24 protein-coding genes and 1 tRNA gene are annotated in these 26188 nt (G+C 69.7%); 9 read left to right on the forward strand and 16 right to left on the reverse strand.

Annotated features, from left to right (window positions below; translation table 11 throughout):
• Both HV826_RS29420 and HV826_RS29425 read left to right on the forward strand, forming a co-directional pair.
• Positions 1-3495: Ig-like domain-containing protein (locus tag HV826_RS29420; RefSeq protein ID WP_176420381.1), on the forward strand; the 3495-nt coding region annotated here is incomplete at its 5' end.
• Between the two features lie 123 nt (positions 3496-3618).
• Positions 3619-3692: transfer RNA gene (locus HV826_RS29425), tRNA-Arg, on the forward strand.
• 73 nt (positions 3693-3765) lie between these two features.
• On the opposite strand, the gene HV826_RS29430 is transcribed toward HV826_RS29425, so the two are convergent.
• Positions 3766-4164 (reverse strand): GFA family protein, encoded by a 399-nt coding sequence (locus HV826_RS29430; protein WP_163784439.1) that lies wholly within the window; start codon positions 4162-4164, stop codon positions 3766-3768.
• Between the two features lie 210 nt (positions 4165-4374).
• Between HV826_RS29430 and HV826_RS29435 the strand changes: the two genes are divergently transcribed.
• Positions 4375-5601, forward strand: coding sequence for a fibronectin type III domain-containing protein (locus HV826_RS29435; protein ID WP_176420383.1), 1227 nt, complete (start codon positions 4375-4377; stop codon positions 5599-5601).
• A 19-nt stretch (positions 5602-5620) separates the two neighbouring features.
• Here the strand turns inward: HV826_RS29435 and HV826_RS29440 are convergent, their stop codons facing one another.
• From HV826_RS29440 to HV826_RS29480, 9 genes are all read right to left on the reverse strand, one after another.
• On the reverse strand, positions 5621-6904 hold the full coding sequence (locus HV826_RS29440) for a hemolysin family protein (protein WP_176420406.1): 1284 nt from the start codon (positions 6902-6904) through the stop codon (positions 5621-5623).
• 78 nt (positions 6905-6982) lie between these two features.
• The gene (locus tag HV826_RS29445) at positions 6983-7363 is read right to left on the reverse strand and encodes a response regulator (RefSeq protein ID WP_176420384.1); all 381 of its coding nucleotides are present in this window, start codon (positions 7361-7363) and stop codon (positions 6983-6985) included.
• Positions 7364-7481: 118 nt separating this feature from the next.
• Positions 7482-8690: a ceramide glucosyltransferase gene (locus HV826_RS29450; RefSeq protein WP_176420386.1), complete on the reverse strand. Its 1209-nt coding sequence runs from the start codon at positions 8688-8690 to the stop codon at positions 7482-7484.
• A 143-nt stretch (positions 8691-8833) separates the two neighbouring features.
• Positions 8834-9520: a phosphate signaling complex protein PhoU gene (gene phoU / locus HV826_RS29455; RefSeq protein ID WP_163784444.1), complete on the reverse strand. Its 687-nt coding sequence runs from the start codon at positions 9518-9520 to the stop codon at positions 8834-8836.
• 25 nt (positions 9521-9545) lie between these two features.
• Positions 9546-10289 (reverse strand): phosphate ABC transporter ATP-binding protein PstB, encoded by a 744-nt coding sequence (pstB, locus tag HV826_RS29460; protein ID WP_217917689.1) that lies wholly within the window; start codon positions 10287-10289, stop codon positions 9546-9548.
• Positions 10290-10335: 46 nt separating this feature from the next.
• Positions 10336-11247 carry a phosphate ABC transporter permease PstA gene (pstA, locus tag HV826_RS29465; protein WP_176420390.1) on the reverse strand — a complete coding sequence of 304 codons (912 nt, stop codon included), beginning with the start codon at positions 11245-11247 and terminating at the stop codon, positions 10336-10338.
• Positions 11244-12224, reverse strand: coding sequence for a phosphate ABC transporter permease subunit PstC (gene pstC, locus HV826_RS29470; RefSeq protein ID WP_255217480.1), 981 nt, complete (start codon positions 12222-12224; stop codon positions 11244-11246). The genes pstA and pstC overlap by 4 nt, the downstream gene beginning before the upstream one ends.
• Before the next feature lie 61 nt (positions 12225-12285).
• On the reverse strand, positions 12286-13107 hold the full coding sequence (locus tag HV826_RS29475; protein ID WP_176410830.1) for a phosphate ABC transporter substrate-binding protein: 822 nt from the start codon (positions 13105-13107) through the stop codon (positions 12286-12288).
• A 133-nt stretch (positions 13108-13240) separates the two neighbouring features.
• A complete protein-coding gene (locus HV826_RS29480; protein WP_176410829.1) occupies positions 13241-13930 on the reverse strand; it encodes a response regulator in 690 nt (229 codons plus the stop codon).
• Positions 13931-14125: 195 nt separating this feature from the next.
• On the opposite strand from HV826_RS29480, the gene HV826_RS29485 reads away from it, so the two are divergent.
• The 6 genes from HV826_RS29485 to HV826_RS29510 all read left to right on the forward strand — a co-directional run bounded on the left by HV826_RS29485 (position 14126) and on the right by HV826_RS29510 (position 20997).
• On the forward strand, positions 14126-15775 hold the full coding sequence (locus HV826_RS29485; protein WP_176410828.1) for a PAS domain-containing sensor histidine kinase: 1650 nt from the start codon (positions 14126-14128) through the stop codon (positions 15773-15775).
• Positions 15772-17115 carry a sigma-54 dependent transcriptional regulator gene (locus HV826_RS29490; RefSeq protein WP_176410827.1) on the forward strand — a complete coding sequence of 448 codons (1344 nt, stop codon included), beginning with the start codon at positions 15772-15774 and terminating at the stop codon, positions 17113-17115. The genes HV826_RS29485 and HV826_RS29490 overlap by 4 nt, the downstream gene beginning before the upstream one ends.
• Before the next feature lie 206 nt (positions 17116-17321).
• Complete coding sequence (locus HV826_RS29495; protein WP_176410826.1) at positions 17322-18869, forward strand: SulP family inorganic anion transporter; 1548 nt, start codon at positions 17322-17324, stop codon at positions 18867-18869.
• Positions 18866-19606, forward strand: coding sequence for a carbonic anhydrase (locus HV826_RS29500; RefSeq protein WP_176410825.1), 741 nt, complete (start codon positions 18866-18868; stop codon positions 19604-19606). The genes HV826_RS29495 and HV826_RS29500 overlap by 4 nt, the downstream gene beginning before the upstream one ends.
• A 96-nt stretch (positions 19607-19702) precedes the next feature.
• Positions 19703-20545, forward strand: a complete 843-nt coding sequence (locus HV826_RS29505; RefSeq protein WP_176410824.1) for a sulfite exporter TauE/SafE family protein — start codon at positions 19703-19705, stop codon at positions 20543-20545.
• Positions 20542-20997 (forward strand): DUF1634 domain-containing protein, encoded by a 456-nt coding sequence (locus HV826_RS29510; RefSeq protein WP_176410823.1) that lies wholly within the window; start codon positions 20542-20544, stop codon positions 20995-20997. Before HV826_RS29505 ends, HV826_RS29510 begins: the two co-directional genes overlap by 4 nt.
• A 6-nt stretch (positions 20998-21003) precedes the next feature.
• Here HV826_RS29510 and HV826_RS29515 read toward each other — a convergent pair whose 3' ends face one another.
• The 6 genes from HV826_RS29515 to HV826_RS29540 form a co-directional block, all read right to left on the reverse strand.
• Complete coding sequence (locus HV826_RS29515; protein ID WP_176410822.1) at positions 21004-21498, reverse strand: histidine phosphatase family protein; 495 nt, start codon at positions 21496-21498, stop codon at positions 21004-21006.
• A 59-nt stretch (positions 21499-21557) separates the two neighbouring features.
• Entirely contained in the window at positions 21558-22502 is a 945-nt protein-coding gene (locus tag HV826_RS29520) for a metallophosphoesterase (protein WP_163782148.1), read from the reverse strand.
• A 12-nt stretch (positions 22503-22514) separates the two neighbouring features.
• The gene (locus HV826_RS29525; RefSeq protein WP_368671018.1) at positions 22515-23627 is read right to left on the reverse strand and encodes a sensor histidine kinase; all 1113 of its coding nucleotides are present in this window, start codon (positions 23625-23627) and stop codon (positions 22515-22517) included.
• A 264-nt stretch (positions 23628-23891) separates the two neighbouring features.
• Positions 23892-24572 (reverse strand): response regulator, encoded by a 681-nt coding sequence (locus HV826_RS29530; RefSeq protein WP_176410820.1) that lies wholly within the window; start codon positions 24570-24572, stop codon positions 23892-23894.
• A gap of 25 nt (positions 24573-24597) precedes the next feature.
• The gene (locus tag HV826_RS29535; RefSeq protein WP_176410819.1) at positions 24598-25101 is read right to left on the reverse strand and encodes a hypothetical protein; all 504 of its coding nucleotides are present in this window, start codon (positions 25099-25101) and stop codon (positions 24598-24600) included.
• Positions 25098-26033 (reverse strand): hypothetical protein, encoded by a 936-nt coding sequence (locus tag HV826_RS29540; protein WP_176410818.1) that lies wholly within the window; start codon positions 26031-26033, stop codon positions 25098-25100. The genes HV826_RS29535 and HV826_RS29540 overlap by 4 nt, the downstream gene beginning before the upstream one ends.
• Between the last annotated feature and the right edge of the window lie 155 nt (positions 26034-26188).

Below are 26188 nucleotides of genomic sequence, written 5' to 3' on the forward strand. Positions count from 1 at the left end.
TGGGTGCGGGCGAAGGACGCGGCGGGGAACGTGGACAACGCTCCACCGCATCACACCTGGACGGTGGACCTGACGCCGCCCGACACGGAGCTGTTCGGGGCGCTGCCCGCCGCGGTGAACAACGCGAGCTCGGTGGTCCTCACGTTCCGTGAGCTGCCGACGGGGAGCGCAAATGCCTTCGAGTGCAGCCTGAATGGTGCTGCCTTTGCTGCGTGTGAGAGCGGGGATTCCTTCCCGACGCCTGGAAACACCACGTACACGTTCCTGGTCAGGGCGAAGGATGCTGCGGGCAACGTGGACCCGACGCCCGCCAGCTACTCGTGGCGGACGGACAAGACGCGTCCAGACACCAGCATGAGCACCACGGTGGGGACGTTGAGCAACGCGTCCCGGGCGGGCTTCGAGTTCGATTCACCCGCCAGCGACGTGGCCGGCTTCCAGTGCGTCCTGGAGAACTCGACGACGACGCAGGCGCCCGTTGAGAGCAGCCCGCTGTGGCAGGATTGCGCGGCGTCCTACCTGACGCCGGTGCTGACGGATGGCGCCTACACGCTGTGGGTGCGGGCGAAGGACGCGGCGGACAATGTGGACGCCTCGCCTGCTCGCCACACCTGGACGGTGGACCTGACGCCGCCCGATACGGAGTTGTTCGGGGCGCTGCCGGCGGCGGTGAACAACGCGAACGCGGCGGTCCTCACGTTCCGCGCGCTGCCGGTTGGCGACGCGAGCGACTTCGAGTGCAGCCTGAACGGCGCGGCCTTCAGCGCGTGCGGGAGCGGGGATTCCTTCCCGACGCCCGGTGACAACACGTACACCTTCCTGGTGCGGGCGAAGGACCCGGCCGGCAACGTGGACCCGACGCCCGCCAGTCACACGTGGCGGACGGACAAGACGCGCCCGGAGACGGAGTTGAGCACCTCGGTGGGGACGTTGAGCAACGCGTCTCGGGCGGGCTTCGACTTCGATTCACCCTCCAGCGACGTGGCCGGCTTTCAATGCGTCCTGGATACGCCAGCGACAACGCAGGCGCCTCCTGAGAGCAGCTCGCGGTGGCAGGACTGCGCGGCGTCCTACCTGACGCCGGTGCTGACGGATGGCGCCTACACGCTGTGGGTGCGGGCGAAGGACGCGGCGGGGAACGTGGACAACGCTCCACCGCATCACACCTGGACGGTGGACCTGACGCCGCCCGACACGGAGCTGTTCGGGGCGCTGCCCGCCGCGGTGAACAACGCGAACGCGGCGGTCCTCACGTTCCGGGCGCTGCCGGTTGGCGACGCGAGCGACTTCGAGTGCAGCCTGAACGGCGCGGCCTTCAGCGCGTGCGGGAGCGGGGATTCCTTCCCGACGCCCGGTGACAACACGTACACCTTCCTGGTGCGGGCGAAGGACCCGGCCGGCAACGTGGACCCGACGCCCGCCAGTCACACGTGGCGGACGGACAAGACGCGTCCGGACACGGAGCTGAGCACCCTGGTGGGGGCGCTGAGCAACGCGCCCCGGGCGCTCTTCACGCTCTCTTCCGCCGCGACGGATGTGGCGGGCTTCCAGTGCGTCCTGGAGACCGGGGGGACGACGCAGGCGCCCGCCGAGGGCAGCTCATTGTGGGAGGACTGCGCGGCGTCCTTCCTGACGCCAGTGCTGACGGATGGCACCTACACGCTGTGGGTGCGGGCGAAGGACGCGGCGGGCAACGTGGACGCCTCGCCTGCTCGCCACACCTGGACGGTGGACCTGACGCCTCCGGACACACAGATTGACTCGAAGCCGGACATCCTCACGAACCTGCTCACCGCGACCTTCGTGTTCTCTGCCTCGGAGCCGGGCGTCCACTTCGAGTGCAGCTACGATGGGGGGGCCTACTTCGCCTGCACCTCGCCGTATGCGCTGCCCAACGCGGAGTTCCCTCTCATCACCGAGGGCGAGCACCGGATGCTCATCCGGGCCATCGATGAGGCGGGAAACCCCGACGACACGCCCGCCCTGCACATCTGGACCGTCGTGGTGGGTGAAGTCGAGACCAACATCGTTCCTGTGGCGTTGTCGAATCCCACCCAGAGCACGACCGCGACCTTCAGGTTCACCTCGAACCTGTCCAACGTCATTTATTTATGTCAGTTGGACGGCTCGCCGTACGAGCAGTGTGCGGACTCGGCGAACGCCGAAAAAGTCTACGAAAACCTGACCGAGGGCTCGCATTCGCTGAACGTCAAGGCCGCGGAGGGGGAGTTCGAGGACCAGTCGCCTGCGCCGTTCAACTGGACCATCGACTTGACCCCGCCCGTGGCGCCCACCCTCTCGAGCCCGTCCGTGGACGTTGTGTATGTCAATGTTCGCACGCCTCGGTTCGAAGGGGTGGCCCCGGATGACGAGTCCCTCACGGATGGCACGCTCAACGTCTATCGTGGTGTGCAACTCGTTGACTCCGTGGAAGACATCAGGGCCAACGCATTGTGGGCCTTCGATTTTCCCGTGTCGCTGCCCGACGGTGAGTACACCTTGCACTTCTCCTTCATGGACAAGGCGGGCAACACTGGCGCAACGACGAGCCGAACCTTCACGGTCGATGCGACCCGGCCGGTGACGACGCTCACCGTCAACCCTGGCGACCTGACGAATCAGGCACAGGCGACGTTCGAGTTCACGTCAAACGAGACTGAATCGACGTTCGCGTGCAGCCTCAATGGCGCGGGTTTCAGTGCCTGCACCTCGCCGCATACCGTTTCGGTGGGGGATGCATCCCATGAGTTCGTCGTTCGTGCCGTTGACCGGGCCGGCAACGTGGCGAACGTCATCGGCACGCATTCCTGGCGCGTGGATACGGTGGAGCCGAGCACCCGCATCGCCGCGAAGCCGGACGTCGACACCAATGCCCCGAATGCCGAGTTCCGCTTCGAGTCCAACGAGGCGCCCATCCTGTATGAGTGCAGCCTGGATGATGCCGCCTTCGTGGAGTGCGCTACGCCGTATCTGCTGAACGACCTGCCGGAAGGCGCGCATCGGCTGGTGGTCCGGGCCCGCGATGAAGCGACCAACGTGGACACCACGCCGGAAGAGCATGTCTGGCGGGTGGACATGACGCCGCCACTGGCGCCGGAAATCACAGCGCCGGCACTGGACGGCGTGGTGGGCTCCCTGACGCCGACGTTCCAGGGCAGCGCCGAACCCGGGAGCCAGTTGGTGCTCTTCGTGGATGGCGTCGAGCGTGGCGTCGCGCCCGTGGAGCCTTCCGGGCAGTGGCGCTTGACGTTGACCACGGCCATCAGCGAAGGGCCCCACACGGTCAGCGCGCTGGCTCGGGATGCGGCCCTGAACGAGGGCCCCCAGTCGCAGGCGTCCGCCTTCTCGGTGGATCCGTCCATCAACATCATCCGGGAGGTGAGCTCCCGGGGCGGCGGGTTGAGCTGCGCCGCGGGCGGCGAGGGGCATGTCCCCTTGATGTTCCTGGGGTGGGCGAGCCTGGTCCTGATGGCCGCCCGGAGGCGGCGCGTGTGAGCAGGCGGGCCGCCTCCCACGTCTCAGGGAACGGACGTCCTCTGGCGTTCGTTGTGGGATTGCGCGCTTGCTTCGGCGGGGGACTTCGGCTACTTGTGGCCCCGCTTCAGCCGGAATGCGGTTGCGCGATTAGCTCAGCTGGATAGAGCGTTGGCCTCCGGAGCCAAAGGCCGCAGGTTCGAATCCTGCATCGCGCGCTGAGAAGGGCCCGGAATCGTTGGGGATTTCCCCGCCGATTCCGGGCCCTTCGCTTTTCAAGCGCAGCGCGAATCAGTCCATGTGTTCGATGTCGAACCCGGAGGGCAGGGCCCAGGCGTGGGCACGCTCCTCGTAGACGGAGAGGCGGGGCGCGGGAAAGCCAGGGTCGGCGAAGGCGCCCACCGCGACCGCGACGACGCCGGGTTGTGCGGACATCTCCCAGTACACGGTCGTTCCGCATCGGGGACAGAAGAAGTGGGTGGTGGCGTTGCCGCTGTCGCCCCTCCGAGTGAAGGCCGTCGCTTCTCCCTGTCGCGAGGTGATGGCTTCGAGAGGGAAGCGTGCCTGGACGCCGAAGACGCTGCCCGTGCGCTGCTGGCAGGCGAGGCAGTGGCACATCGAGACGCGAACCGGGTCTCCCGCACAAACCAACTGCAACTGCCCGCAGGCGCATGACGCTCGTCGTTCCATGTCCCTGGCTTCCGAGTGGGAGAGGCTCTCGTGAGAGGCGACCTCATATCGGGCTCGAGGCCCGAGTCGCCAGGAGCATGAAGCACTGTGAAGGATTGGCGCTCCTCGCTTCCCATCGACCCGCGGGGACAGGGTCCATGCGGCCTCTCTTCCCGGAGGCGGGCATGATGCTGTACGCCTGCCTTTCCGGTACAGGGGAGGATTGTTGCGATGAATGGAAGAATCCGGTTTGTGGCCGTGATGTTGGTGGGGTTGCTCGGAGGCATGGGCTGTGGCGGCTCGGATGATCCGCCTCCCTCGGGCCCGCAGGTGACGGTGCCCCAGGCGCCCACCAACGTGGCGGCGGTGGTGGGGGATGCGCAGGCCACGGTGACGTGGGCGCCGCCTGCGAACGACGGTGGCAGCGCCATTCTCCAATACACGGTGCATGTCTTCACGGGGGACAGCGAGGTCCGGTCGGTGGAGTTGCCCGCTTCCGCGACCCAGGCGCTCATCGAGGCGCTAACGAACGGGACGGCCTATACGTTCACCGTCGTCGCGGTGAATGACCGCGGGCCCGGGAGCGCCTCTCCGCGCACGTCTCCCGTCACGCCGTTCGTGGTGCCCGGCGCCGTGAGCAACCTGATGGCCGTGCCTGGGAATCAGGAGGTTGTGCTGACGTGGGAGGCCGCCGATGGCAAGGGCATGGCCCTGACTGGCTACTCCGTCACCGTCCAGGCCGAGGACGCGGACCCCGAGTCCCAGCCGGTGACCGTCACCGTGACGGAGACGCAGGCCACGGTGGGCGCGCTGACGAATGGGGCCGCGTACACCTTCACCGTCGTCCCGGATAACGGTCACGCCCAGGGACCCGGGAGCTCCATCTCCGCCTCGCCCTTCACGACGCCGGGCGCACCCTCGTTGACGGCCGATACGTATTTGAACCGCGTGTACTTGCACTGGATCGCCGGAGACACGGGCGGGCGCCCCATCACCGACTACCAGGTGACGGTGTCCCTGAACGACGAAGTGGTGCGGACCGAGGAGACGACGGAGTTGAACTTGAACGTGACGGGCCTGCTCACCGGGATGACCTATCACTACACGGTCGTCGCTCGGAACGAGGCCGGGTGGGGCACCGTCTCGGAGCGCATCACCAGCATTCCCTCCTGGCGTCCGTCGCCGCCACGCAACTTCAGGTGCGACACCTCGGACGGGAACATCAACCTCACCTGGGATCTGCCGGAGTTCGAAAACGGGCAACCGGTGCTCGAGTATCGCATCGGCTCGTATATCGGGCGCACCTACACCGATTGGTACACCTCCGAGCGGAGCATCTCGCTCATCGGGGTCCCCCGCGAAGCAAGCTTCAGGGACTTGAACATTCAAGCTCGCAACGCGGTTGGGTATGGAGACCTCGCGACCGTGCAGTGCTACTTCACCACGCTCAGTCCATAAGGCGTCGGGTTGCCCAGTCTCACGCCTCCGCGGGCTCCTCGCGCTTGGGCATGTGGAAGCGCACGGAGTCCACGCGGCGGGGGGAGGACGTGACAACCTCCAGCACGAGGCCTCCCTCCGTCTTCACCTTGGTGCCCGGCTCGGGGATGGCGCCGCCGGACAGGGAGATGCACAGGCCGGCCACCGTGGCGTAGTCCTGGTCCTCGTCCAAATCCAGGGACAGCTCCCGGTTGACGTCGCGGATGCTCGCCGTGCCGAGCACCAGGGCGGTGTCCGGGCCCTCGCGCTTGACGAACTCCTCGGGCACCTCGGACTCGCTGAGGATGTCGCCCACCAGCTCCTCCACGAGGTCTTCCACGGTGACGAGCCCCACCACGCCGCCGCGCTCGTCCACCACCACCGCCAGCTGCATGCGCCGCCGCTGCAGCTCCTTGAGCGCGTCCATGGCCCGCATCGTCTCCACGACGAAGAAGGGCGGACGCATCACGTCCTCCAGGATGATGAGGTTGCCCTCCCAGGCCACCCCCAGCAGGTCCTTGGCGATGACGTAGCCGACGATGTTGTCCAGCGTGTCCTCGTACACCGGCATGCGGGAGTGGCCGCCCTCCAGCAGGATGCGGCGAATCTCCTCCGGGCTGGAGTGCCGCCGCAGGGCCACCATCTCATCCCGGGCCACGGACAGCTCGCCCACCGTCACGTCGCCCATCTCGAAGGCGCGGGACGCAATCTCGCCGGCGTGAGGGTCCAACGTGCCCTGCTTCGCCGCCTCTTCCACCAGCTGCTGGAGCTCCTCCGCGGACAGGCGGCCTTCCGTGAAGTTCGTCCGGTCGCCGAACAGGCGCAGCACCACGTTGGAGCTGGCGGTGAGGAACCACACCACCGGCCGCATCAGCCAGGACAGCCCGCTCAGGGGCCGGCCGATGAGCAACGCGTAGCGCTCCCCGGCGCGCAGCGCGAGCGACTTGGGCACCAGCTCGCCCAGCACCAGCGAGAGGTAGGAGACGAAGGCCACCACCGCGGCGAGGGCCACCTCGTCCGCCTGCTGCTCGGGGACGCCGAGGCCGGTGAGCACCCCGCCCAGGCGCGTCGCCATGCTCGCGCCACCGAACGCGGCCGCCGTGGCGCCGATGACGGTGATGCCAATCTGCACCGTGGCCAGGAAGCGCTCGGGGTTGCCGCGCAGGGCCTCCACCGCCTTCGCGGAGGTGCTGCCTTCTTCAATCAGTTCCCGCAGCCGTGTCCGGCGCACAGAGATGATGGCCAGCTCCGCGCCGGCGAAGACGCCGTTTGCCAGGACCAGCAGCAGGATGATGAGAAGCTCGGTGACGATGATGGCCCTCCTCTCAGGGGCCCTCTACCCTATACGCCAGCGGCGGGCCGCTCACTCACCAAGTGACTGCAAGAGGAGCGACAGTTGGTCGCGGCTCGCGCCTTTTGGGAGGTAGTAGTGGGGCCCTGAGAGCAGGGCGCTGCCCACATCCTGCGCCGCCGCGGACGTCAGGAAGACGATGCGGGGATGCGGCCCGCGTGGCAGATGCTCCACGACCTCCAGCCCAGACATGCCCGGCATGTTGAGGTCCAGCAGCATGACTCCGTAGCGTCCGCCGCGCCTCAGCGTCTCCAGGGCCTCTTGCCCATCCGAGGCCTCGGTCGTCTCGTAGCCAAGGTCCTCCAGGCTGAGCCGGAGGAACTCCCTCCAGTCCGCGTCGTCATCGACGACCAGGATCCTTCTTGCGCCGTTGTCCGTTGCCAGTCGCGCCAATCGTCCTCCCCCGACCTGAGATGAACGCTGCTGAAGGGCGCCATCATTCTCCGCGAGCGGTGACAAGGTGCTCGCCCAGCATGCGGGCAGGCGGGCCCTGGAAGGGCGCTGCGCCGGGTCAGCCCGCGAGGATGCGGTCGCCCTGGGGCAGCGCGGGCTCGGGCGGCGGGCCCGCCGTGCGCACCGGCATCAGCCGCGTGCCCCGGCCCACGCGCAGCCGGGTGCCGCGCCAGCTCACCGTGCGGGAGAAGAGCGCGTAGCTCCAGGCCGCGAAGAGCAGGACGTCCTTGGCGAAGACGGCGGGCACCGCGTCCCACGACAGGGGCTGGGGCCGCAGGGCGCGCACGGTGGAGAGGTCCACCGCCACCTTGCCCAGCGCCACCACCAGGCAGAGCGCCGCGGTGTCGGGAGCGGGGGCCAGCAGCGCGCCCAGCAAGGCCAGCGGCGTGGGGTTCAGCAGGGCCTGGGCCAGGTACGTGCCCGGCGACACCGCGGTCCGGTGAATCACGCTCCAGCGCAGATAGCGCTGGAAGAAGGACAGGACGCTCTTGCTCAGCGACACGTTGAACACGGGCGTGTGCGCCATCACCACGCGGCGGCCCAGCTTCCGCGTCACCCACTGGCCGATGACGTAGTCCTCCGCCAGCACGTCCTTCACGGAGAAGAAGCCGCCCAGCGCGTCCACGTCCTCGCGGCGCAGCGCCATGGACTTGCCCACCACGAGGTCCTGGCCCGCCAGCCGCTTGGCGGCAATCATCCCCGCCGCCGCGCTGGCGCCCAGGTGCAGGTTGTCCAGGAGCGAGCCGAAGGTGCGCTCGCCAATGCCCGACACCGGGTGGGTGACACAGCCCACCTCCGGGTCCGCGAAGGCCTGGGCAAGCTCCTCCAGGTAGCCCGGCGCCACCCGCGTGTTGCTGTCGCTGATGACCAGCACGTCGTGGCGCGCCCGGTCCGCCAGGGTGATGAGCTGGTTCACCTTCGGGTTGCGGCCCGGCTCGCCCTCCTGCACTTCCAGGCGCATGACGTGGGGCCAGCGGGCGACCGCCGCGCGCGCGACGGCGAAGGCCGGGTCCCTGGCATCCTTGACGCCGAGCACCACCTCGTACACGCCCGCGTAGTCCAGCCCGGCGAACCGCGCCAGGTTGGCTGCCAGGTCGTCATCCACGCCGCACAGCGGCTTGAGGATGGAGATGCCCGGGCGGGGCGTGCCCGGCTTCACGGCGACAGACGGCTCATGCCGGTGGCGCAGCACGAGCGCGAACTGGACGGTGAGGAGGAGCAGTCCGAGGCAGGCGGCGAGCAGCAGGACGGTGGAGGCGAGCAACATTCGCGGGCAATCCCCGGGGCCGGTGCGCCGTCATGGCGCGACCACGGTTGCCACGCTAGCGGCCTTCCACGTCAGCTCCGCGAAGCGCCCGGGGCGGGTCGGGCAATTCGCGGTGACAGGCCGGTGAAGCCCGCGGCCGCGGGCTACTCCGCCAGGTTGCGGCTCCGCGGGTGGCGGATGTCCTTGCCGCGCACCATGTAGACGACCATCTCCGCCACGTTCAGCGCGTGGTCGCCAATGCGCTCCAGGTGCTTCGCGATGAACATCAGCGCCGTGGCGCGGCGGATGTTGCGCGAGTCCTCCATCATGTAGGCGAGGAGCTCGTTGAAGATTTTGAGGAAGAGGGCATCCAGCAGGTCATCGCCCCGGAGCACCTCCTCCGCCTTGGCGACGTCGCCGGAGACGAAGGCGTCCAGCGACATGCGCACCTGCCGCTGGGCCAGGTCGGCCAGCCGGGGCGTGTCCACGTAGGGCGCCAGCGGGGGGACCTGGTTCAGGTCCATGGAGCGCTCGGCGATGTTCACCGCCAGGTCGCCGATGCGCTCCAGGTCGGTGACGATCTTCAGCGCCGTGGTGATGAGCCGCAAGTCACTGGCGGCGGGCTGGCGCAGCGCGAGAATCTTCCGGCACAGCTCGTCAATGTCCACCTCCAGGCGGTTGACGTCCTTGTCGGCGGCGACGACCTTCTCGGCCAGGGCGCTGTCGCGGTCGGTGAGCGCCTTCATGCTCTGGACGATGAGGGTCTCCACCTTCGCGCCCATCGCGAGCAGCTTCTCCCGCAAATCCCTCAGGTCGGCTTCGAAGGCCTTGTCCGTGTGCGTCGACGGCATGTGTCCGGTCCCCTCTTTCTTCCGCTCACCCGAACTTGCCGGTGACGTAGTCCTCGGTGCGCTTCTCTCGTGGGTTGGTGAAGATCTGCTCGGTGGGGCCGCATTCCACCAGCTCGCCCATGTAGAAGAAAGCGGTGCGGTCGCTGACGCGCGCGGCCTGCTGCATGTTGTGGGTGACGATGGCGATGGTGTACGTCGCCTTCAGCTCGTGGATGAGCTCCTCGATTTTCGCGGTGGCGATGGGGTCCAGCGCGCTGGCGGGCTCGTCCATCAGCAGCACCTCCGGCTCCACCGCCATCGCCCGGGCGATGCACAGCCGCTGCTGCTGGCCGCCAGACAGGCCCAGGGCGCTCTCGTCCAGTCGGTCCTTCACCTCGTCCCAGAGCGCGGCGCCACGCAGCGACTTCTCCACCCGCGAGGCCAGCTCCGCCTTGTCCTTCATCCCGCCCACGCGCAGGCCGTAGGCGACGTTCTCGAAGATGCTCTTGGGGAAGGGGTTGGACTTCTGGAAGACCATGCCCACGCGCCGGCGCAGGTCCACCACGTCCACGCCGCGGTCATGGATGTCCATGCCGTCCAGCAGGATGGTGCCCGAATGCGTGGTGCCGGAGATGAGGTCGTTCATCCGGTTGAGCGAGCGCAGGAAGGTGGACTTCCCGCAGCCGGAGGGGCCGATGAGCGCCGTCACCCGCCGGTCGAGGATGGCCAGGGACACCTTGTGGATGGCCGTCTTGGAGCCGTAGCGCAGGATGAGCTCCCGCGCTTCCATCTTCGCGCGGGGATTCTGGGGTTGGAGGGACATGGCAGGCGTACCGTCAGTGGGCGCTGGCGGCCTTGCGGCGCGTGCGCGTCCGGATGATGACCGCGACGAGGTTGAGGGCGAAGGTGAGCGCCAGCAGCACCAGCACCGTCGCATACAGCGGACCACTGGCCTCCGTCACGTTCGGTGACTGGGTGGCCATGACATACGTGTGGTAGCCCAGGTGCATGAACTGAGAGTTCAGCTGCGTGGGCAGGTCCGGCAGGAAGTAGGCGGCGCCGGTGAAGAGGATGGGCGCCACCTCGCCCGCGCCGCGGGAGATGGCCAGCACCGCGCCGGTGAGGATGCCGGGCAGGGCGCCGGGCAGCACCACCCGCGCCAGCGTCTGCGACTGGGTGGCCCCCAGCGCCAGGCTGGCGGTGCGCTGCTCCAGCGGCACCGCGCGCAGCGCCTCCTCCGTGGAGACGATGACCACCGGCAGCGTCAGCACCGCCAGCGTCAGCGACGCCCAGAGGATGCTCGGCTGGGCCCAGTGCATCTCCTCGTAGCCCAGCAGCCGGTCCAGGTTGCCGCCGACGAAGAGGATGAAGAAGCCCAAGCCGAAGAGGCCGAAGACGATGGAGGGCACGCCCGCGAGGTTGACGACCGCCACGCGCACCCAGCGGGCGAAGCGCGACTCCGGCGGCGCGTACTCGTGGAGGTATACGGCGGTGAGCACGCCCACCGGCATCACCGCCAGCGTCATCAGCAGGGTGAGCGCGGCGGTGCCGAAGATGGCGGGGAAGATGCCGCCGCCCATCATGCCGTCGCTGGGCGGCTGGGTGAGGAAGACCCAGGAGAGGTGACGCGCCCCGTTGCGGGCGACGTCCAGCAGGATGAGGGCCAGCATGCCCACGATGAAGAAGGCCGCGAGGGCCGTCAGTCCGGTGAGGCCCAGCCCCACCGCACGGCGCGTGGTGTACTTCACGGGGCGCTCCCGGTCAGCCGCTGGAGGACCTTCTTCGTCCACGTGGAGGCCACCATGTTGAGGACGAAGGTGAAGATGAACAGCTCCACGCCAATGAAGAACAGCAGCGAGTAATGCGGACTGCCCACCACGACCTCACCCATCTCCGCAGCGATGGTGGCCGACAGCGAGCGCGCCGAATCTCCCAGGTTCCAGGACACGATGTCCGCGTTGCCCGAAGCCATGAGGACAATCATCGTCTCGCCAATGGCCCGGCCGAAGCCCAGCACGCACGCGGCGAGGATGCCGGGGGCCGCCGCGGGCAGCACCACCTTCCACGCCGTCTCCCAGAGCGTGGCGCCCAGCGCCAGCGAGGCCTCGCGGTAGCTGCGGGGCACCGCGGTGAGCGCGTCCTCGGACACGGTGAAGATGACCGGGACGATGGCCAGCGCCAGCGCCAGTCCCGCCAGCGTGCCGTTGAGCGGCCGGTCCAGGTGGAGCAGGTCCTTCACCATGGGGGACAGCACCATCAGCGCGAAGAAGCCCAGCACCACGGAGGGGATGCCGGCCAGCAGCTCGATGACGGGCTTGAGCAGCTCGCGCAGGCGCCGCGGAGCGAACTCCGCGACGAAGAGCGCGCTGAAGATGCCCATGGGCACCGCCACCAACATGGAGACCAGCGTGATTTTCAGCGTGCCCACGAACAGCGGAATCATGCTGACCTTGGGCGTGTCCGACACGGGCTGCCACCGGAATGGGTAGCGGCCCTCCTGCGGCAGGAACATCTTGGAGAGGCTGGCCTCGTGGCGGGCCTCCGCGTCGGTGAAGAGCGTCAGCGCCTCCTTGGCCACGAAGACGATGATGAGGACGAGCGCGGCGATGCCGGTGAACGCCATCAGCGTGATGAAGCCCGCGACGGCCTTCTCCCGCAGCTGACGCCTCCGAGCGGCCGCGGACAGGCGCGGCGCGGCCACGCGTTGCGTGAGACCCTGCTCCATGGTCGCCTGTCTATCCATTGTGACTCAGGGCCTCTTGTGACATTCGTGTGACGCTCCGCGGCTACTTCACGGGGAAGTAGCCGACCTGGGTGACGATGGCCTGACCTTCGGGGGAGAGCGCGAAGTCGATGAAGGTCTTGATGTCGCCCGTCGGCTCGGCGCGCAGGTAGAAGAAGAGGTCGCGCGCCAGCGGGTACTTGCCGCTCTTGATGTTGTCCGCGCTGGGGGCGATCTCCTCGTTGCCCTTCTTGACCTTCAGCTCCTTGATGCCCTCTGCGTAGGCGGCGCCGCCGTAGCCCAGGCTGTTCTTCTCCTTGGAGACGGCGTTCACCACCGCGGCGGTGCCGGGCAGCGTCTGGATGGCGGGCGCGAAGTCCTCGCCGTCCAGCACCATGTCCTTCACGAAGACGTAGGTGCCGGAGGAGTTCTCCCGGGAGTAGGCGACGATGGGCGCGTCCGCGCCGCCCACCTGCTTCCAGGTGGTGATGTCGCCCACGTAGATCTTCATCAGCTGCTCAGGGGAGAGCGCGCTCACGGGGTTGGCCTGGTGGACGTAGAAGGTGACGCCGTCCTTGGCCACCGAGCGCTGCACGGGCGGCGCCTTGTAGCGCGCGCGGAGCTTGTCGGACTCCGCCTTCTTCATCTCCCGGCTGGACATGGCGATGTCCGTGGTGCCGTTCTGGAGCGCCGCCAGGCCCACGCCGGAGCCGCCGCCGGTGACCTGGACCTTGAGGGTGGGGTGCTTCTTCATGAACGCCTCGGCCCAGCGCTGGCCGAGGATGACCATGGTGTCGGAGCCCTTGATGGTGACGGTGCCCGCCTGGGCAGCGGCGGGGAGCGCCAGGAGGAACACCGCGAGCAGGGGCTTGAGGAGCGATTTCATGGGGGACTTCTCCTGGCTGAAATGATGCGGACCGGAATCTGGCCGCGGTGTGAGGCTTGCGCGAAGACGCCGCGCTTCTACGTGACGTGGGTGTCCGTTTCGCGTCCACCGTGTGACATCGCCGTCACGACGCTCAGCCCGCGGTCGGGTCCAGCATCCGGTAGCCGACACCGCGGACCGTCTCCAGCAGCGCGCGCGCCGGGCCCAGCTTGTCGCGCAGGCGCATGACGTGGGTGTCGATGGTGCGCGTCTCCAGGGAGGAGGACAGGCCCCACACCTCTTCCAGCAACTGCTCACGCGTCTGCACCCGACCCAGGCGGGCGAGCAGGTGCTCCAGCAGCCGGAACTCCAGCGCGGTGAGGGCCACCTCGCGCTCCTCCACGAAGAAGCGGTGGGACGCCACGTCCAGGCGCAGGGGCCCCAGCGCCAGCGGCGCCGTGCTCCCGGTCGTGGGCGCGCCGCGGCGGAGGATGGCCTTCAGGCGCAGCACCAGCTCCCGCACGCTGAAGGGCTTCACCACGTAGTCGTCCGCGCCCACCTCGAAGCCGCGGATGCGGTCGGACTCCTCGCCCTTGGCGGTGAGCATGACGATGAGGACGCCCCGGGACTGGGGGTTTGCCCGCAGCTGCCGGCAGACATCGATGCCGGACATGTCCGGCATCATCAGGTCCAGCAGCACGAGGTCGGGGTGCTGCTCCCGGGCGGCCACCAGCGCTTCTTCGCCGGTGTGGGCCACGTGCGTGGTGAGGCCAGAGCCCCGCAGGTTGAAATCAATGAGCTCCGCGAGGTCGCGTTCGTCGTCGACGATGAGGACATGGGGCATGGCGGGCAGTCACTCTGCGCGCCCCCGTTTCCGACCGTGTGACTCGTGTGCAACAACTTCGTCAGGGCTGGAACACGCGCGGGAACGGGCGACACGGGGCGGTGGCCGGCCCTCCAGCGAGCGGGCCCCCGGCCACGTGGCCTGTTTGCGCGTGAAGGCGCTGCCGTGCCGGGGTAAACCCCTGGGCGCCCTGTCATGACCTCCGCCCACCCGCCGCCGACCCCACCTCCGCTTCCCACGCTGACTCCCACGCCCGGCGAGCTGGCCCACGCGCAGCGGCGCGGGGGGCGCTCCGCGCTCGTCGGCCTGGGGCTGGTGGGGCTGGTGGCGCTGACGAGCCCCGTGCTGGGCTACGTGGAGGATGTGCGCAACGCGCGCGAGGAGCTGCTGAGCCGGCTGCTCAACCAGGCGCAGGTGCAGTCGGAGGCGCTGGGCGTCCACCTGGGGCTGTTGGAGGCGGAGCTGGCCCGCGTGGCCGGGCACCCCGCGCTGTATCCCGAAAACGGCGTCTCCCCGGCGGAGCTGGCCCTGCTGGAGAGCGCCTTCTCTCATTCGACCCTCTTCTCGGAAGGCGTGGCCCTGCTGACGCCCGCCGGCGAGCGCGTCTGGAGCGACCCTCCGGACATGCCGCTGGGGCGCTCGCCGCTGACGCTGCGACCCTGGTTTCGCAGGATGGTGGAGGGGCGCCAGCCGGAGATCGACCTGCTGGAAGGGGAGGGGGGGCCCATCGTGGTCGCCGTCCCCATGCTCCAAGAGGGCCGCGTCAAGGGCGTGCTGTTGGGAGAGCTCCGCGCCAGCGCGCTGCCCACGCGGCCCACCGCCCAGACGTCGCTGGTGCTGATGGATGACCACGGGCAGCTGCTGATGCCGCTGGGGCTCACGCTGGGCGCCGGGGACACCACGGGGCGGCTGCGCGCGCTGGCGGACATGCCGGGTCCGCTGACGCTGGATGGCAAGCAGATGCTGGGCGCGGGCGCGTGGGTGGGGAAGAGCGACCTGCTGTTCGTCGTCCTGGAGGAGGAGACGGCCACCGCGGGCCTGCGGGCGCGCTTCCTGCGGCAGCTGGCGTTCCACATCGCCCTGCTGAGCAGCACGCTCATCATCTTCATCCTCCTGCTGCGGCACTCCTACCGTTCGCTGCTGGGGGCCGAGGAGCGGCTCAGACGCCAGGAGACCATGGCCGCGCTGGGGACGGCGGCCTCGCTCATCGCGCATGAGGTGAAGAACGCCCTCAACGGCATCCAGGCCGCGCTGTCCGTGCTCCGGCACACCCCCGCGGGCAGCGAGCTGCCCGTGGGCGCGCTGCGCTCGCAGGTGGAGCGCCTGAGCCATCTGGCGCGCTCGCTGCTTTCCTTCGGGGCGCCTCGTGCCGCGCTGCGCCGCAGTTGCGAGGTGCACCTGCTGGTGCAGGACGCGCTCCAGGGTGTGAAGCTGCTTCCGGAGTCAGAGGCCGTGGCGCTGACGACGTCCCTGGAGGAGTCCCTGTGGGTCCAGGGGGATGCCGCGCTGCTGGTGTCCGCCATCGACAACCTGCTCCGCAACGCGGTGGAGGCGGGCGCGGTGGCGAAGGACACGGGGATGCAGCTGGCACCCTGGGTGAGCGTGCGTCTGACGCGGGACGACCATGACGCCGTGCTCGTGGTGGAGGACAATGCGGGCGGCGTGGACCCGCGGCTCGAGCCCAGGTTGTGGGAGCCTTTCGCCACCGGGCGGGCCAAGGGCGTGGGGCTGGGGCTGCCCATGGCGCGGGCCTCCGTCGAAGCCCATGGTGGCAGTCTGAACTATGTCCGGAGTCCGTTGGGGAGCCGCTTCACGCTGCGCCTTCCGTTGGAGGTGGCCAGATGAGCACCTATCTGCTGCTGGTGGATGACGACCGGACCTTCGCCTCGCTGGCTGCCTCCGTGCTGCGCCACGAGGGCTTCCGCGTCACGTTGGCGCATTCGCTCCATGACGCGCGCGCGGCCATGTCCCGCGAGGCGCCGGACCTGGTGGTGTTGGACCGGCGCCTGCCGGATGGGGACGGCATCGACTTCCTGCCAGAGCTGCGCGCCCAGCTCCCGGACACACCCGTGCTGATGGTGACGGCGCACGGCGACATCGCCAGCGCGGTGGAGGCCATCCAGGCGGGCGCGCGCGACTACCTGTCCAAGCCGGTGGAGCTGGATGACCTGGTGCTGCGCGCGCGCCGCGCCGCCGCGGACCTGCAACTCCAGGAGCGGCTGCGTCAGGCGGAGAGCGAGCTGGGCGGAAGGCGGCGCCTGTCGCGGCCGCACTCGCCGAAGATGCTCGCCGCGCTGCAGATGCTGGAGCGCATCGCCAAGGCGCCGCGCAGCCCGGTGCTGCTGCTGGGCGAGACGGGCGTGGGCAAGGAGGTCATCGCGCGCCACCTGCACGCGCTGCAGGGCGGGCAGGGCTCGTTCGTCCACGTCAACTGCGCCGCGCTGCCCGCCACCATGGTGGAAAGCGAGCTCTTCGGCCATGAGCGCGGCGCCTTCACCGACGCGCGCACCGCCCGCCGCGGCCTGGTGGAGGTGGCCGCGGGCGGCGTGCTCTTCCTGGACGAGGTGGGCGAGCTGCCCCTGCAGCTCCAGGCAAAGCTGCTCACCTTCCTGGACAAGGGCGCCTTCCGCCGCCTGGGCGGCACCGCCGAGCTGAGCAGCAGCGCGCGCGTGGTGACGGCCACCAACCGCGACCTGACGAAGGAGGTCGCCGAGGGCCGCTTCCGCGAGGACCTCTACTTCCGCCTGAGCGTGTTCCGGGTGGACATTCCGCCGCTGCGCGAGCGCCGCGAGGATCTGCTGCCCCTGGCGCAGTCCCTGGTGGCGGAGCTGTGCGCCGAGCTGGGGCGCCGGCCCGTGGGGTTCTCCAGCGCGGCTCAGGCCCGGCTGGAGCGCTACCCGTTCCCCGGCAACGTCCGTGAGCTGCGCAACGTGCTTGAGCGGGCCCTGGTGCTGGAGGCTGGACCCGAGCTGGAGCTCGCTTCCCTGGAGCCGCAAGGCGCCAGCGGCCCGCCCGCCGTGGACCCCGACGCCTTCGTCGTCCCCGGCGCTCCGCGGTCCTTGCAGGACGTGGAGCGGTTGTACGTCCGGCACGTCCTCGCCCGCCTGGAGGGGCGCCGCATGGAGGCCGCCCGGGTGCTGGGGCTCTCCTATCCCACCTTCCTCCGCCGGCTCGAGGAGGAGTAGGCGCGGGGCACTTCAAGATTCTTGAGGCCCGTGACCTCAAGGAATTTTAAGTCCGGGTCCGGGACTTAAAATCGCTTTCATATTCCCAGCCGCAATCGAATTGCACTCCCTCTGAGCCCGGTGGAAGAGGGACGGCACGCTCTTTGCGGAGGGCCTCCACGTGATTCTGCGCGCGCGGTAGTCGCGGCGACTTGTGTGGAGGTGTGATGTCGACTTCGAAGAGTCCTGAGAGCGCTGCTTCCCCCTGGAAGACGCTAGGCGCGGACCTGCCTGCCTCCCTGGTGGTGTTCCTGGTGGCGTTGCCGTTGTGCATGGGTATCGCGCTGGCTTCGGGCGCGCCCATCGTCAGCGGGCTCATCGCGGGTGTGATTGGCGGCATCGTGGTGGGGCTGTTCGGCGGCGTGCCCCTCCAGGTGAGCGGTCCCGCGGCCGGCCTCGCGGTGATGGTGTTCGGCTTCATCCAGCAGATGGGGCTGGCAATGACGTGCGCGGCGGTAGCCGTCGCGGGCGTGCTTCAGATGATTCTCGGTGGGCTGAAGGTGGCGCGCGGCGCGCTGGCCATCTCCCCCGCCGTCATCCACGGGATGATGGCCGGTATCGGCATCCTCATCGTCCTGGGGCAGGTCCACATCGTGATGGGTGGCGCGCCCCAGTCGAGCGCGTGGCAGAACGTGAAGGAGCTGCCGGGGCAGATCGCGGACCTGCATGGCGCCGCGACGCTGCTGGGCCTGCTGACCCTCGGCCTGATGGTTGCGTGGCAGTTCGTTCCCGGGAAGCTGAAGAAGGTCCCCGGCCCGCTCGTGGCCGTGGTGGGCGCCACCGCGGCGGCGACCTTCCTCAGCGCGGACGTGGCGCGGGTGGAGCTGCCGGAGAACATCCTCTCCAGCATCCAGCTGCCCACCTTCCCCAAGGGTGACTGGGTGGCCTTCGGCACGGCGGTGCTGTCGCTGGCGCTGGTCGCGAGCGCGGAGTCGCTCTTGAGCGCGGTGGCCACGGACAAGATGCACACGGGCCCCCGTGCGAACCTGGACAAGGAGCTCTTCGGGCAGGGCCTGGCGAACACGCTTTCGGGGCTGGCGGGCGGCCTGCCCATCACCGGCGTCATCGTCCGCAGCGCCACCAACATCACCGCCGGCGCGAAGACGCGGCTGTCGGGCACGCTGCACGGCGTGTGGCTGCTCCTGTTCATCACGCTGCTCGGCTCGGTGGCGGGGCTCGTTCCCCTCACGGTGCTGGCGGGTCTGCTCGTCTTCGTCGGCGCGAAGCTGGTGAACGTGCACCACATCCGTGAGCTCCATAAGCGCGGCGAGCTGGCCGTGTACCTGGTGACGGTGGCCGGCGTGGTGGGCGTCAACCTGCTGGCCGGTATCGGCATGGGCCTGGCGTTCGCGGTGCTGCGCCTGCTGTGGCACCTGGGCAGCGTCAAGGTGGACGTGCACCCGCAGGCGGACGCGTCCTATCTGGTGCGAATCTCGGGCGCGCTGACGTTCGTCGGTGTCCCCAGGCTGTCCGTCGCGCTGGCGCAGGTTCCTTCGGGCTCCAAGGTGGAGCTGGACCTGGCCGTGCAGACGCTGGACCACTCCGGGCACGAAGCCCTGGAGAGCTGGTGCGACACGCATCGCAAGACGGGGGGCACGGTGTTCACCGAGTCGCTCGAGGATGTCTGGAGCCGCAAGGGCACGGTGAAGTCGAGCAGCCCCGCGGTCGTCGAAGGTCCCAATCACAACTCGCTTGTCTCCGGAGGTGCGCAGTGAGGAAGCTCATCCGCGGTCTGTTGGACTTTCAGCTCAACGCCCGGTCCAAACACCGGGAGAAGTTCGCGCTGCTGGCGCAGGGGCAGAAGCCGGATTGCCTCTTCATCGCCTGCGCGGACAGCCGCGTGGTGCCCAACCTGCTCGTGTCCACGGACCCGGGTGACCTGTTCGTGGTCCGCAACGTCGGCAACATGGTGCCGCCGTCGGACTCCAAGGGGCAGTCCACGGGCGACCAGTCCGAGGCGGCCGCGCTGGAGTTCTCGCTCCGCAACCTGCCGGTGGAGGACATCGTCGTGTGCGGCCATTCGAGCTGCGGCGCGATGAAGGCCGTCCTCGCTGGCGGCGTGGGGCCCGAGAACCCGAACCTCAGCGGCTGGCTCGAGCACGGCAAGGCCGCGCTCCAGCGGATGGAGGCGAACCCGAAGCTGGGTGAGGGCCGGTCGGACTACGACCGCCTGTCCCAGAACAACGTGCTGCTGCAGATGGAGCACATCTCCAGCTATCCGTGGGTGAAGGCGCGGCTGGACGCGGGCACCCTGCGGCTGCACGGCTGGTGGTTCGACATTGGCACGGCGCAGGTCCACGCCTGGCGCCCGGCGCTGGGCCGCTTCGTCCCCATGGACGAACTGGTGGGCGAGGCCCTGCTGCGCGAGCTGGGCACGGACACCCACGACCACGGCGCGCTCGCCAGCGGCAACGGTGCTCAGCGCCCGGCGGTGGCGGCCAGCGCGCAGTAGCCCGCAGGAAGCAGGCGACCAGGGGAGCGGCTCGAATCGAGCCATTCTCCTGGTGGCCAAAGGCCGGTGAGGGGGAGAGGATGGGGCGCGGCTTCAATGACTCCCTTCCTCTTCATGATTGTCGTCCTGGGGTTCTCCGTGGGCGCGGGACTGTTGGGCTCGCTGCTGGGTATTGGCGGCGGGCTCATCCTGATTCCCGTGCTCACGCTGCTCCTGAAAGTGGACATCCAGTACGCGGTGGGGGCGTCCATCGTCTCCGTCATCGCCACGTCCAGCGGCGCGGCGGCGGCCTACGTCCGCGACCGGATGGCCAACACCCGCGTGGCCATGTTCCTGGAGCTGGCGACCACGGCCGGCGCGCTCAGCGGCGCGTTCATGTCCGGGCTGGTGGGTGGGCGCGGCGTGTACCTCGTCTTTGGCTGCGTCATGGCGGGGTCGGCGCTGGTGATGCTGCGGCGGATGCGAGCGCGCGACGAGGCCCCGGTGCCCGCGGACGCGCTGGCGGACCGGCTGGCGCTGCACGGCAGCTACTGGGACGAGTCGCGGGGCCGGGAGGTGCCCTACCGCGTCACGCGGCCGCTGGCGGGCCTGGGGCTGATGTACGTGGCGGGCACGGTGAGCGGCATGCTGGGCATCGGCTCGGGCGCGCTCAAGGTGCCGGCCATGGACCTGACCATGCGGTTGCCGCTGAAGGTGTCCACGGCCACCAGCAACTTCATGATTGGCGTGACGGCGGCGGCCAGCGCGGGCGTCTACTTCGCGCGCGGCAACATCGACCCGTTCATCGCGGGGCCTGTGTGCGTGGGCGTCACGCTGGGCGCCTGGCTGGGCTCACGTCACCTGATGGCCCGGGTGAACAGCACGTGGCTGCGCGCGCTCTTCGTGGGCGTGCTGCTGTGGGTGTCCTTCGAGATGCTGCGCAAGGGGTGGGCGCCATGAGCGAGGCCCCGAAGCCGGAGCCGCGGAGCCCCGAGGCCGCCACCGTGGCGGTGCAGGACGACGGCGAGGACGCCTCGCTGCTCCAGCCGGAGCTGCTCATCAGCGACCTGCTGCGGTACGGCGTGGCCGCCAGCCTGGCGCTGGTGACGCTGGGCACCGTCGTGACGTTCTTCCGCCACCCGGACTACCTCGTCTCATCCGAGGCCTTGCAGCGCCTCACCTCACCGCACCCGGTGCCGCACACGCTGGGGGACGTCGTGACGGGGGCGCTGGCCGCCCGGGGCCAGGCGTTCGTCATGGCGGGGCTGTTGGTGATGATGGCCGTGCCGGTGATGCGGGTGGCCCTGTCGCTGCTCATCTTCCGCCAGCAGAAGGACCGGCTCTACATGGGCATCACCGCCACGGTGCTGGCCATGCTCATCCTGTCCTTCCTGCTGGGCGCGGTGCACTGAGGCGCGTCAGCGCAGGTCGCCGGGCCGCTTCACGGGCTTGCCCTGCGTGGCCCACCACGCGAGCGTGAAGCCGCCGTTCTTCAGGGGATGGAGCGCCAGCGCCGCGCCCTTGCGCAGCTTGTCCGGCAGCTCATGCTCCAGGGCGCGAATGGCCGCGCGCTCCAGAGAGGGGTTGTGGCCCACCAGGGCCCAGCCCGCGCCGCGCTCGCGGCCCAGGTCGACGATGCGCTTGTGCGCGCCGCGCTGGGGCAGCAGGGCGGGGTGGACCTCCACGCCGGACACGCCGAAGGCCTCGGCGAGCAGCTCCGCCGTCTGGACGGCGCGCACCAGCGGACTGGTGATGATGCCGCGCAGGGGCGTGAGGCGTGCCAGCTTGCGTGCGTGGTGGCGGAAGGCGGCGCGGCCTTCCGGGGTGAGGGCGCGCGCCTCATCGCCCAGGACGTGAGAGTCCTCCGCGACGGCGTGGCGGATGAACAGCAGCGGCAGCTCGCGTGAAGACATGGTGAGCGCCGTGAATCACCCCCGGCGGCCTCGCGCAAGCAACGGACTGGCGACAACGTCTACCCTTCAAAATCGTTGAGCGCGTCCGGGGGCAGCGGCGCCGCGCCCGTCACGGTGCCGTCCATGTCCGTGGGCAACGAGGCGGGGTCGACCTCCGGGGCGGGGCGACTGTCCATGGGCGTGGCCGCGGCGCGCGAGGCGGCCCCCGGCGGCGGACGGAGCACCGGGCCCGGCGGCGGCAGCCCGGAGTGCCGCCGCGCGGCCTCCAGCAGCGCGTTGTGGTGGCGGTAGCGCGCCTCCACCAGCTTGTGGACCAGCAGCGGCCCGCCGGGGACGCGGCGCGCGGTGAGGGCCTGGGTGGCCTTGCGCACCGGGTAGCGCACCCGGCGAATCTGCACCCGCCAGCCCTTGGGCGTGAAGGTGAAGACGCCGTAGGCGGGGCGCAAGTCTCCGTCCCGGGGGATGCCCGCGCTGGCCACGTCCGCGATGAGCATGCGGCCCACGCGGCGGCGGTAGGGGAAGTGCAGGTGCCCGAAGGCGCAGGCCGCCGCGTCCAGGTGGCTGAAGAAGCGGCGCACCGCGACGTCATCCAGCGTGGGGTCCAGCGACTCCTCGAGGTTGCGCGGGTTGGCGTGGCAGACGAAGAGGTCCTGGCCCTTGCGCGGCGTGTAGCGCACGGAGAAGGGCAGGGCGCCCAGCTTCTCCAGCAGCGCGCCGCCCAGCTGGTCCCGCGTCCAGCGCAGCAGCTCCGTCTTCCAGTGGTCCTTCTCCCGGTAGGCGCCGCCCAGGTAGTTGCCCGCCAGGTAGCAGTCGGTGTTGCCCATCAGGATGGAGTCACACCGGTCGAAGAGCAGGTCCACCGTCTCCCGGGGATGGGCGCCACGCAGCGCCAGGTCACCGGCCGCGACGATGTAGTCGGGCGCCACAGAGCGCGCGATGTCCTCGAGGACGGCCTCGCAGGCAGGAAGATTGCCGTGGATGTCCGCGAGGATGGCGACCCGCATGGTGCTTCCATCCTACCCTGTCGCCGCGCTCGATGAAGCCGCCAGGGGCAGAAAAATGGTGAAGGTGCTCCCCTCGTTGGGTTGGCTCTCCACCTTGACCTCGCCATCCATGGCCTGCAGCAGGTGCTTGACGATGGACAGCCCCAGGCCGGTACCGCCCATGTCCCGGCTGCGGCCCTTGTCCACCCGGTAGAAGCGCTCGAAGATGCGCGACAGGTGCTTGGGCTCGATGCCCACCCCCGTGTCCTTCACCCGCACCACGCAGCGGCCTTGCTCGTACGCGCCGTAAACCTCCACCCGGCCACCCGCGGGCGTGTACTTCACCGCGTTGTCCAGCAGGTTGAGCAGCACCTGCTCCACGGCCCGGGAGTCTCCCACCGCGAGCAGCCCTTGGGGGACATGGAGTGAGACGACCTGGCCCTTGCTCTCGGCCTTGGGGCGCACGGTGTCGGCGGCGCGGGCGGCGGCGTCGGCCAGGGTGACGTGGGCGAGCTTCAGGCTCACCTCGCGCGCCTCCAGGCGGGACAGCTCCAGCAGGTCCTCGACCAGCTCGGACAGGCGTTCGGACTGGCGGTGGATGATTTCCACCATCTTCGGCGCTATGACGGGGTCATTGAGGGCGCCGCCCTGGAGCGTCTCCGCGTAGCCGCGGACGGCGGTAATCGGCGTGCGCAGCTCGTGCGACACGTTGGCCACGAAGTCCTTGCGCACCTTCTCCAGCCGGCGCAGCTCGGTGACGTCGTGGAAGACGGCGGCGCTGCCCGGCAAATCCTTGGCCAGCGGTGTCACCCGGATGGAGAGCGTGCGCGGGAAGAGGCCGTCCAGCGTGAGCTCCAGGTGGCTGGACGCGCTCTCCCGGCAGGCGCGCATCACGGCGTCGTGCAGCGCCTCGTTCCGGATGAGCGCCAGGGGGCGCTGGCCAGTGAGCGGGTTGCTCGTGGAATCCAGCATGGCCCGGAGGGCGTCGTTGTGGCGCACCACCGTGCCCTCGTCGTCCGTCACCCAGATGCCCTCCGCCATGCCGTCCAGCACGGCGGTGAGGGTGCGCGCGTCTTGGTTGAGCACCGTGTTTCGCGCGGACAGCTGGGCGTGCAGCGAGTCGATGGCGCCCTCGAGGCCGGCCACCTCGTCCAGCCGCTCGGGGACGACGGGGGCCGAGGTGGGGGGCCGCCCTCGGCGCGGTCCCGGGTGTGGCGGGCCAGCAGGTCGAGCTGCCGCTGCAGTGTTCCGCGGCTCACGCCCAGGGACATGAGGGAGCCGGCGAGCGCGACGAGCGCCGCGGCGACGACCTCCTTCGGCCCGTCGAGGAGGGCGACGAGCGTCGCGACGACGACGGCGGGCAGCAGGAGCGGGAGGAGCGTTGCGCGCAGGGGCATGGGCGGGGCGGCCTTACGCGGGGCTGAGCTTGTAGCCCACGCCGCGCACCGTCTCGATGATGTCTCCGGCGGGGCCCAGCTTCTCGCGCAGCCGCTTGATGTGCGTGTCCACGGTGCGGGTGTGAATCTCCGCCTGGATGCCCCAGACGTCCGACAGCAGCACCTCGCGCGTCTGCACCCGGTCCGAGCGCTCCAGCAGCGTGCGCAGCAGGCGGAACTCCAGCGCGGTGAGGAGGACCTCTTCGCCCTTCACGCGCACCTGGTGGCGGGTGGTGTCCAGGCTGATGTCGCCGGAGGCGAGCACCGCGGCGGGTCCGTCCTCCGCGTCCGCCCGGCGCAGCACGGCCTTGACGCGCAGCAGGAGCTCCCGGACGGAGAAGGGCTTCACCACGTAGTCATCCGCGCCCAGCTCCAGGCCCTGTACCCGGTCGGTCTCCTGGCCCTTCGCGCTGACGATGATGACGGACGCCTTGCGCAGCTCGGTGTCCGTCTTGAGCATGCGCAGCACCTCGCTGCCCGCCACGTCCGGCAGCATCAAGTCCAGCAGCACCAGGTCCGGCGGCTGCGCGCGCGCCTTGGCGAGCCCGCCCGCGCCGGTGCTGGCCGTCTCCGTTTCGAAGCCCGCGGCCCGCAGGTTGTAGTCGACGAGGCCCGCCAGGTCCTGCTCGTCCTCGATAATCAGGATGCGCGACATGAAGTCCTCTTGAGTCCGGCCGCGCTCATGGCGCGATGGACGGATTGCAATCTCCACCGGTCAGCGTCAGGGGCGCGGCAATCACCGGGGCGTTGTCGCCCGCGTTGACCTCCCGGAGGTAGTTGCAGGAGCTCCCCAGGAAGCCGGGCGGGGTCCCCGTGGTGATGGCCTCGATGACGAGCGCGTAATCTCGGCCCACCGGCACGTCCACCGCCAGCTCCAGGCTTCCACCCGACTGGAGGGTCGCCAGGTCCACCGGGAAGCGGAGGACCCGGCCCTCGCGGCCCTGGGCGTCCTTCAGCGCCACCAGGTCGTCACGCCGCACCTGGGTGCCCAGGCACGTGCGCTGAAGCTCGGTGCAGCTGCGGCTGGAGCCCCGCGTCACCACGGCCACCTGCAGGGCCTGGACGTCGTTGGCCACCGCGCGCTCCATCGTCAGGGCGAGCGGAAAGCGGCCGGCGGGCTCGGCGTCGGGGCCACACGCGGCAAGGCCGATCAGCAACAGCGCGGACAGGAGGCGCAGGCTCATGGGACGGGGGGCTCCACGCGGATGGTGATGGGGACGCGGCCTCGCTCCTCGGAGGAGGTCAACGCCACGATGCCGGCGGTGGCGCCAATGGCCACCGCGCCCACGCCCACCCAGAGCCAGGGGCTCTTGTACCAGGGGCGGGAGGTCGCGGCGTCGGCGGCGCTGGCGCGCACGGCCTGGGGCGCCACCTGGAAGATGAGCGGCTGGAAGGAGTCCCCCCGGCCCGCGAGCCGGCGCTGCGCCGCGTCCGCGACCTCGAAGTAGTACTCCATCTCGTAGGCCTCGGCCTCGGTGGGCACCTCGTAGGCCGGCAGCACCGCGCGGTAGCGCTCGCGGGGGCGGCCGTCGGGGCCTCGCTCACGCGCGAAGTCCACCGAGCTGTAGGCCTCGTCACCCACGCGCCGGTAGAAGAGGCGCGCGCGGGCGCCCAGCGCCAGGTCCTGGATGGCGGCCTCCACGACGACGGGCTCGCCACCCGGCGGATCAGGAATGGGGTCCACGTCCAGGGTGACGGGGCGGACGCGCCGGCTCTTGATGTCCTCGCGGATGCGGGCGTAGAGCGCGCGCACCTTGGGCGGGGAGCTGCGGGGGAGCTCATAGTCCGGCCGGGCCTGGAGCAGCTTCTCGTAGGCGTCGCGTGCCTGGGGCTCGTCCCCCAGGTAGAGGCCCGTCAGGCCCAGCAGGCGGTACATCTCCACCAGTTGATCATCCGTCAGGTCCGGCGCGTCCAGGCCTTCCAGGAGGGTGCGCCGCGCCGCTTCGAAGTCACCCTGGTCGAACTGCTCACGGGCCTCGGTGATGGCCGGACTGGCCGGGCCGAGCTGCGAGAGAACAGGCGCAGGAAAGAGGGGCCGGCTCCAGCCCGGTCGGGCACCCAGGCCCAGCACCAGGAGGAGGGCCCACCCGCGCAACCGCCAGCCGTGTCCGTGCATCGATTCGAACCTATCAAAACGTTATTGAGAGAATCCACGAAGGCCGGCCCATCGGGGGTGACGGCGCGGTGACATCTTCGTGGCGGTGTTGCACGAGGGCGTGTTGACGCTGGAGGGGCCGCCCTCTATGTTGCGCGCCCCTTTTTGCCTGGAAG

It is taken from the genome of Myxococcus sp. AM010 (genome assembly GCF_013372585.1).
GTDB lineage: Bacteria > Myxococcota > Myxococcia > Myxococcales > Myxococcaceae > Myxococcus > Myxococcus vastator.

What these genes read in the sequence shown, in the direction of transcription:
- HV826_RS29435 (WP_176420383.1), top strand. Translation starts at nt 4,375, where the DNA reads ATGAATGGAAGAATCCGGTTTGTGGCCGTGATGTTGGTGGGGTTGCTC.
- HV826_RS29540 (WP_176410818.1), bottom strand. Translation starts at nt 26,033, where the DNA reads ATGCACGGACACGGCTGGCGGTTGCGCGGGTGGGCCCTCCTCCTGGTG.
- pstB (WP_217917689.1), bottom strand. Translation starts at nt 10,289, where the DNA reads ATGGAAGCGCGGGAGCTCATCCTGCGCTACGGCTCCAAGACGGCCATC.
- HV826_RS29485 (WP_176410828.1), top strand. Translation starts at nt 14,126, where the DNA reads ATGACCTCCGCCCACCCGCCGCCGACCCCACCTCCGCTTCCCACGCTG.
- HV826_RS29475 (WP_176410830.1), bottom strand. Translation starts at nt 13,107, where the DNA reads ATGAAATCGCTCCTCAAGCCCCTGCTCGCGGTGTTCCTCCTGGCGCTC.
- HV826_RS29510 (WP_176410823.1), top strand. Translation starts at nt 20,542, where the DNA reads ATGAGCGAGGCCCCGAAGCCGGAGCCGCGGAGCCCCGAGGCCGCCACC.
- HV826_RS29490 (WP_176410827.1), top strand. Translation starts at nt 15,772, where the DNA reads ATGAGCACCTATCTGCTGCTGGTGGATGACGACCGGACCTTCGCCTCG.
- HV826_RS29520 (WP_163782148.1), bottom strand. Translation starts at nt 22,502, where the DNA reads ATGCGGGTCGCCATCCTCGCGGACATCCACGGCAATCTTCCTGCCTGC.
- HV826_RS29480 (WP_176410829.1), bottom strand. Translation starts at nt 13,930, where the DNA reads ATGCCCCATGTCCTCATCGTCGACGACGAACGCGACCTCGCGGAGCTC.
- phoU (WP_163784444.1), bottom strand. Translation starts at nt 9,520, where the DNA reads ATGCCGTCGACGCACACGGACAAGGCCTTCGAAGCCGACCTGAGGGAT.
- pstC (WP_255217480.1), bottom strand. Translation starts at nt 12,224, where the DNA reads ATGGAGCAGGGTCTCACGCAACGCGTGGCCGCGCCGCGCCTGTCCGCG.
- HV826_RS29505 (WP_176410824.1), top strand. Translation starts at nt 19,703, where the DNA reads ATGACTCCCTTCCTCTTCATGATTGTCGTCCTGGGGTTCTCCGTGGGC.
- HV826_RS29430 (WP_163784439.1), bottom strand. Translation starts at nt 4,164, where the DNA reads ATGGAACGACGAGCGTCATGCGCCTGCGGGCAGTTGCAGTTGGTTTGT.
- HV826_RS29515 (WP_176410822.1), bottom strand. Translation starts at nt 21,498, where the DNA reads ATGTCTTCACGCGAGCTGCCGCTGCTGTTCATCCGCCACGCCGTCGCG.
- HV826_RS29450 (WP_176420386.1), bottom strand. Translation starts at nt 8,690, where the DNA reads ATGTTGCTCGCCTCCACCGTCCTGCTGCTCGCCGCCTGCCTCGGACTG.
- HV826_RS29530 (WP_176410820.1), bottom strand. Translation starts at nt 24,572, where the DNA reads ATGTCGCGCATCCTGATTATCGAGGACGAGCAGGACCTGGCGGGCCTC.
- HV826_RS29495 (WP_176410826.1), top strand. Translation starts at nt 17,322, where the DNA reads ATGTCGACTTCGAAGAGTCCTGAGAGCGCTGCTTCCCCCTGGAAGACG.
- HV826_RS29535 (WP_176410819.1), bottom strand. Translation starts at nt 25,101, where the DNA reads ATGAGCCTGCGCCTCCTGTCCGCGCTGTTGCTGATCGGCCTTGCCGCG.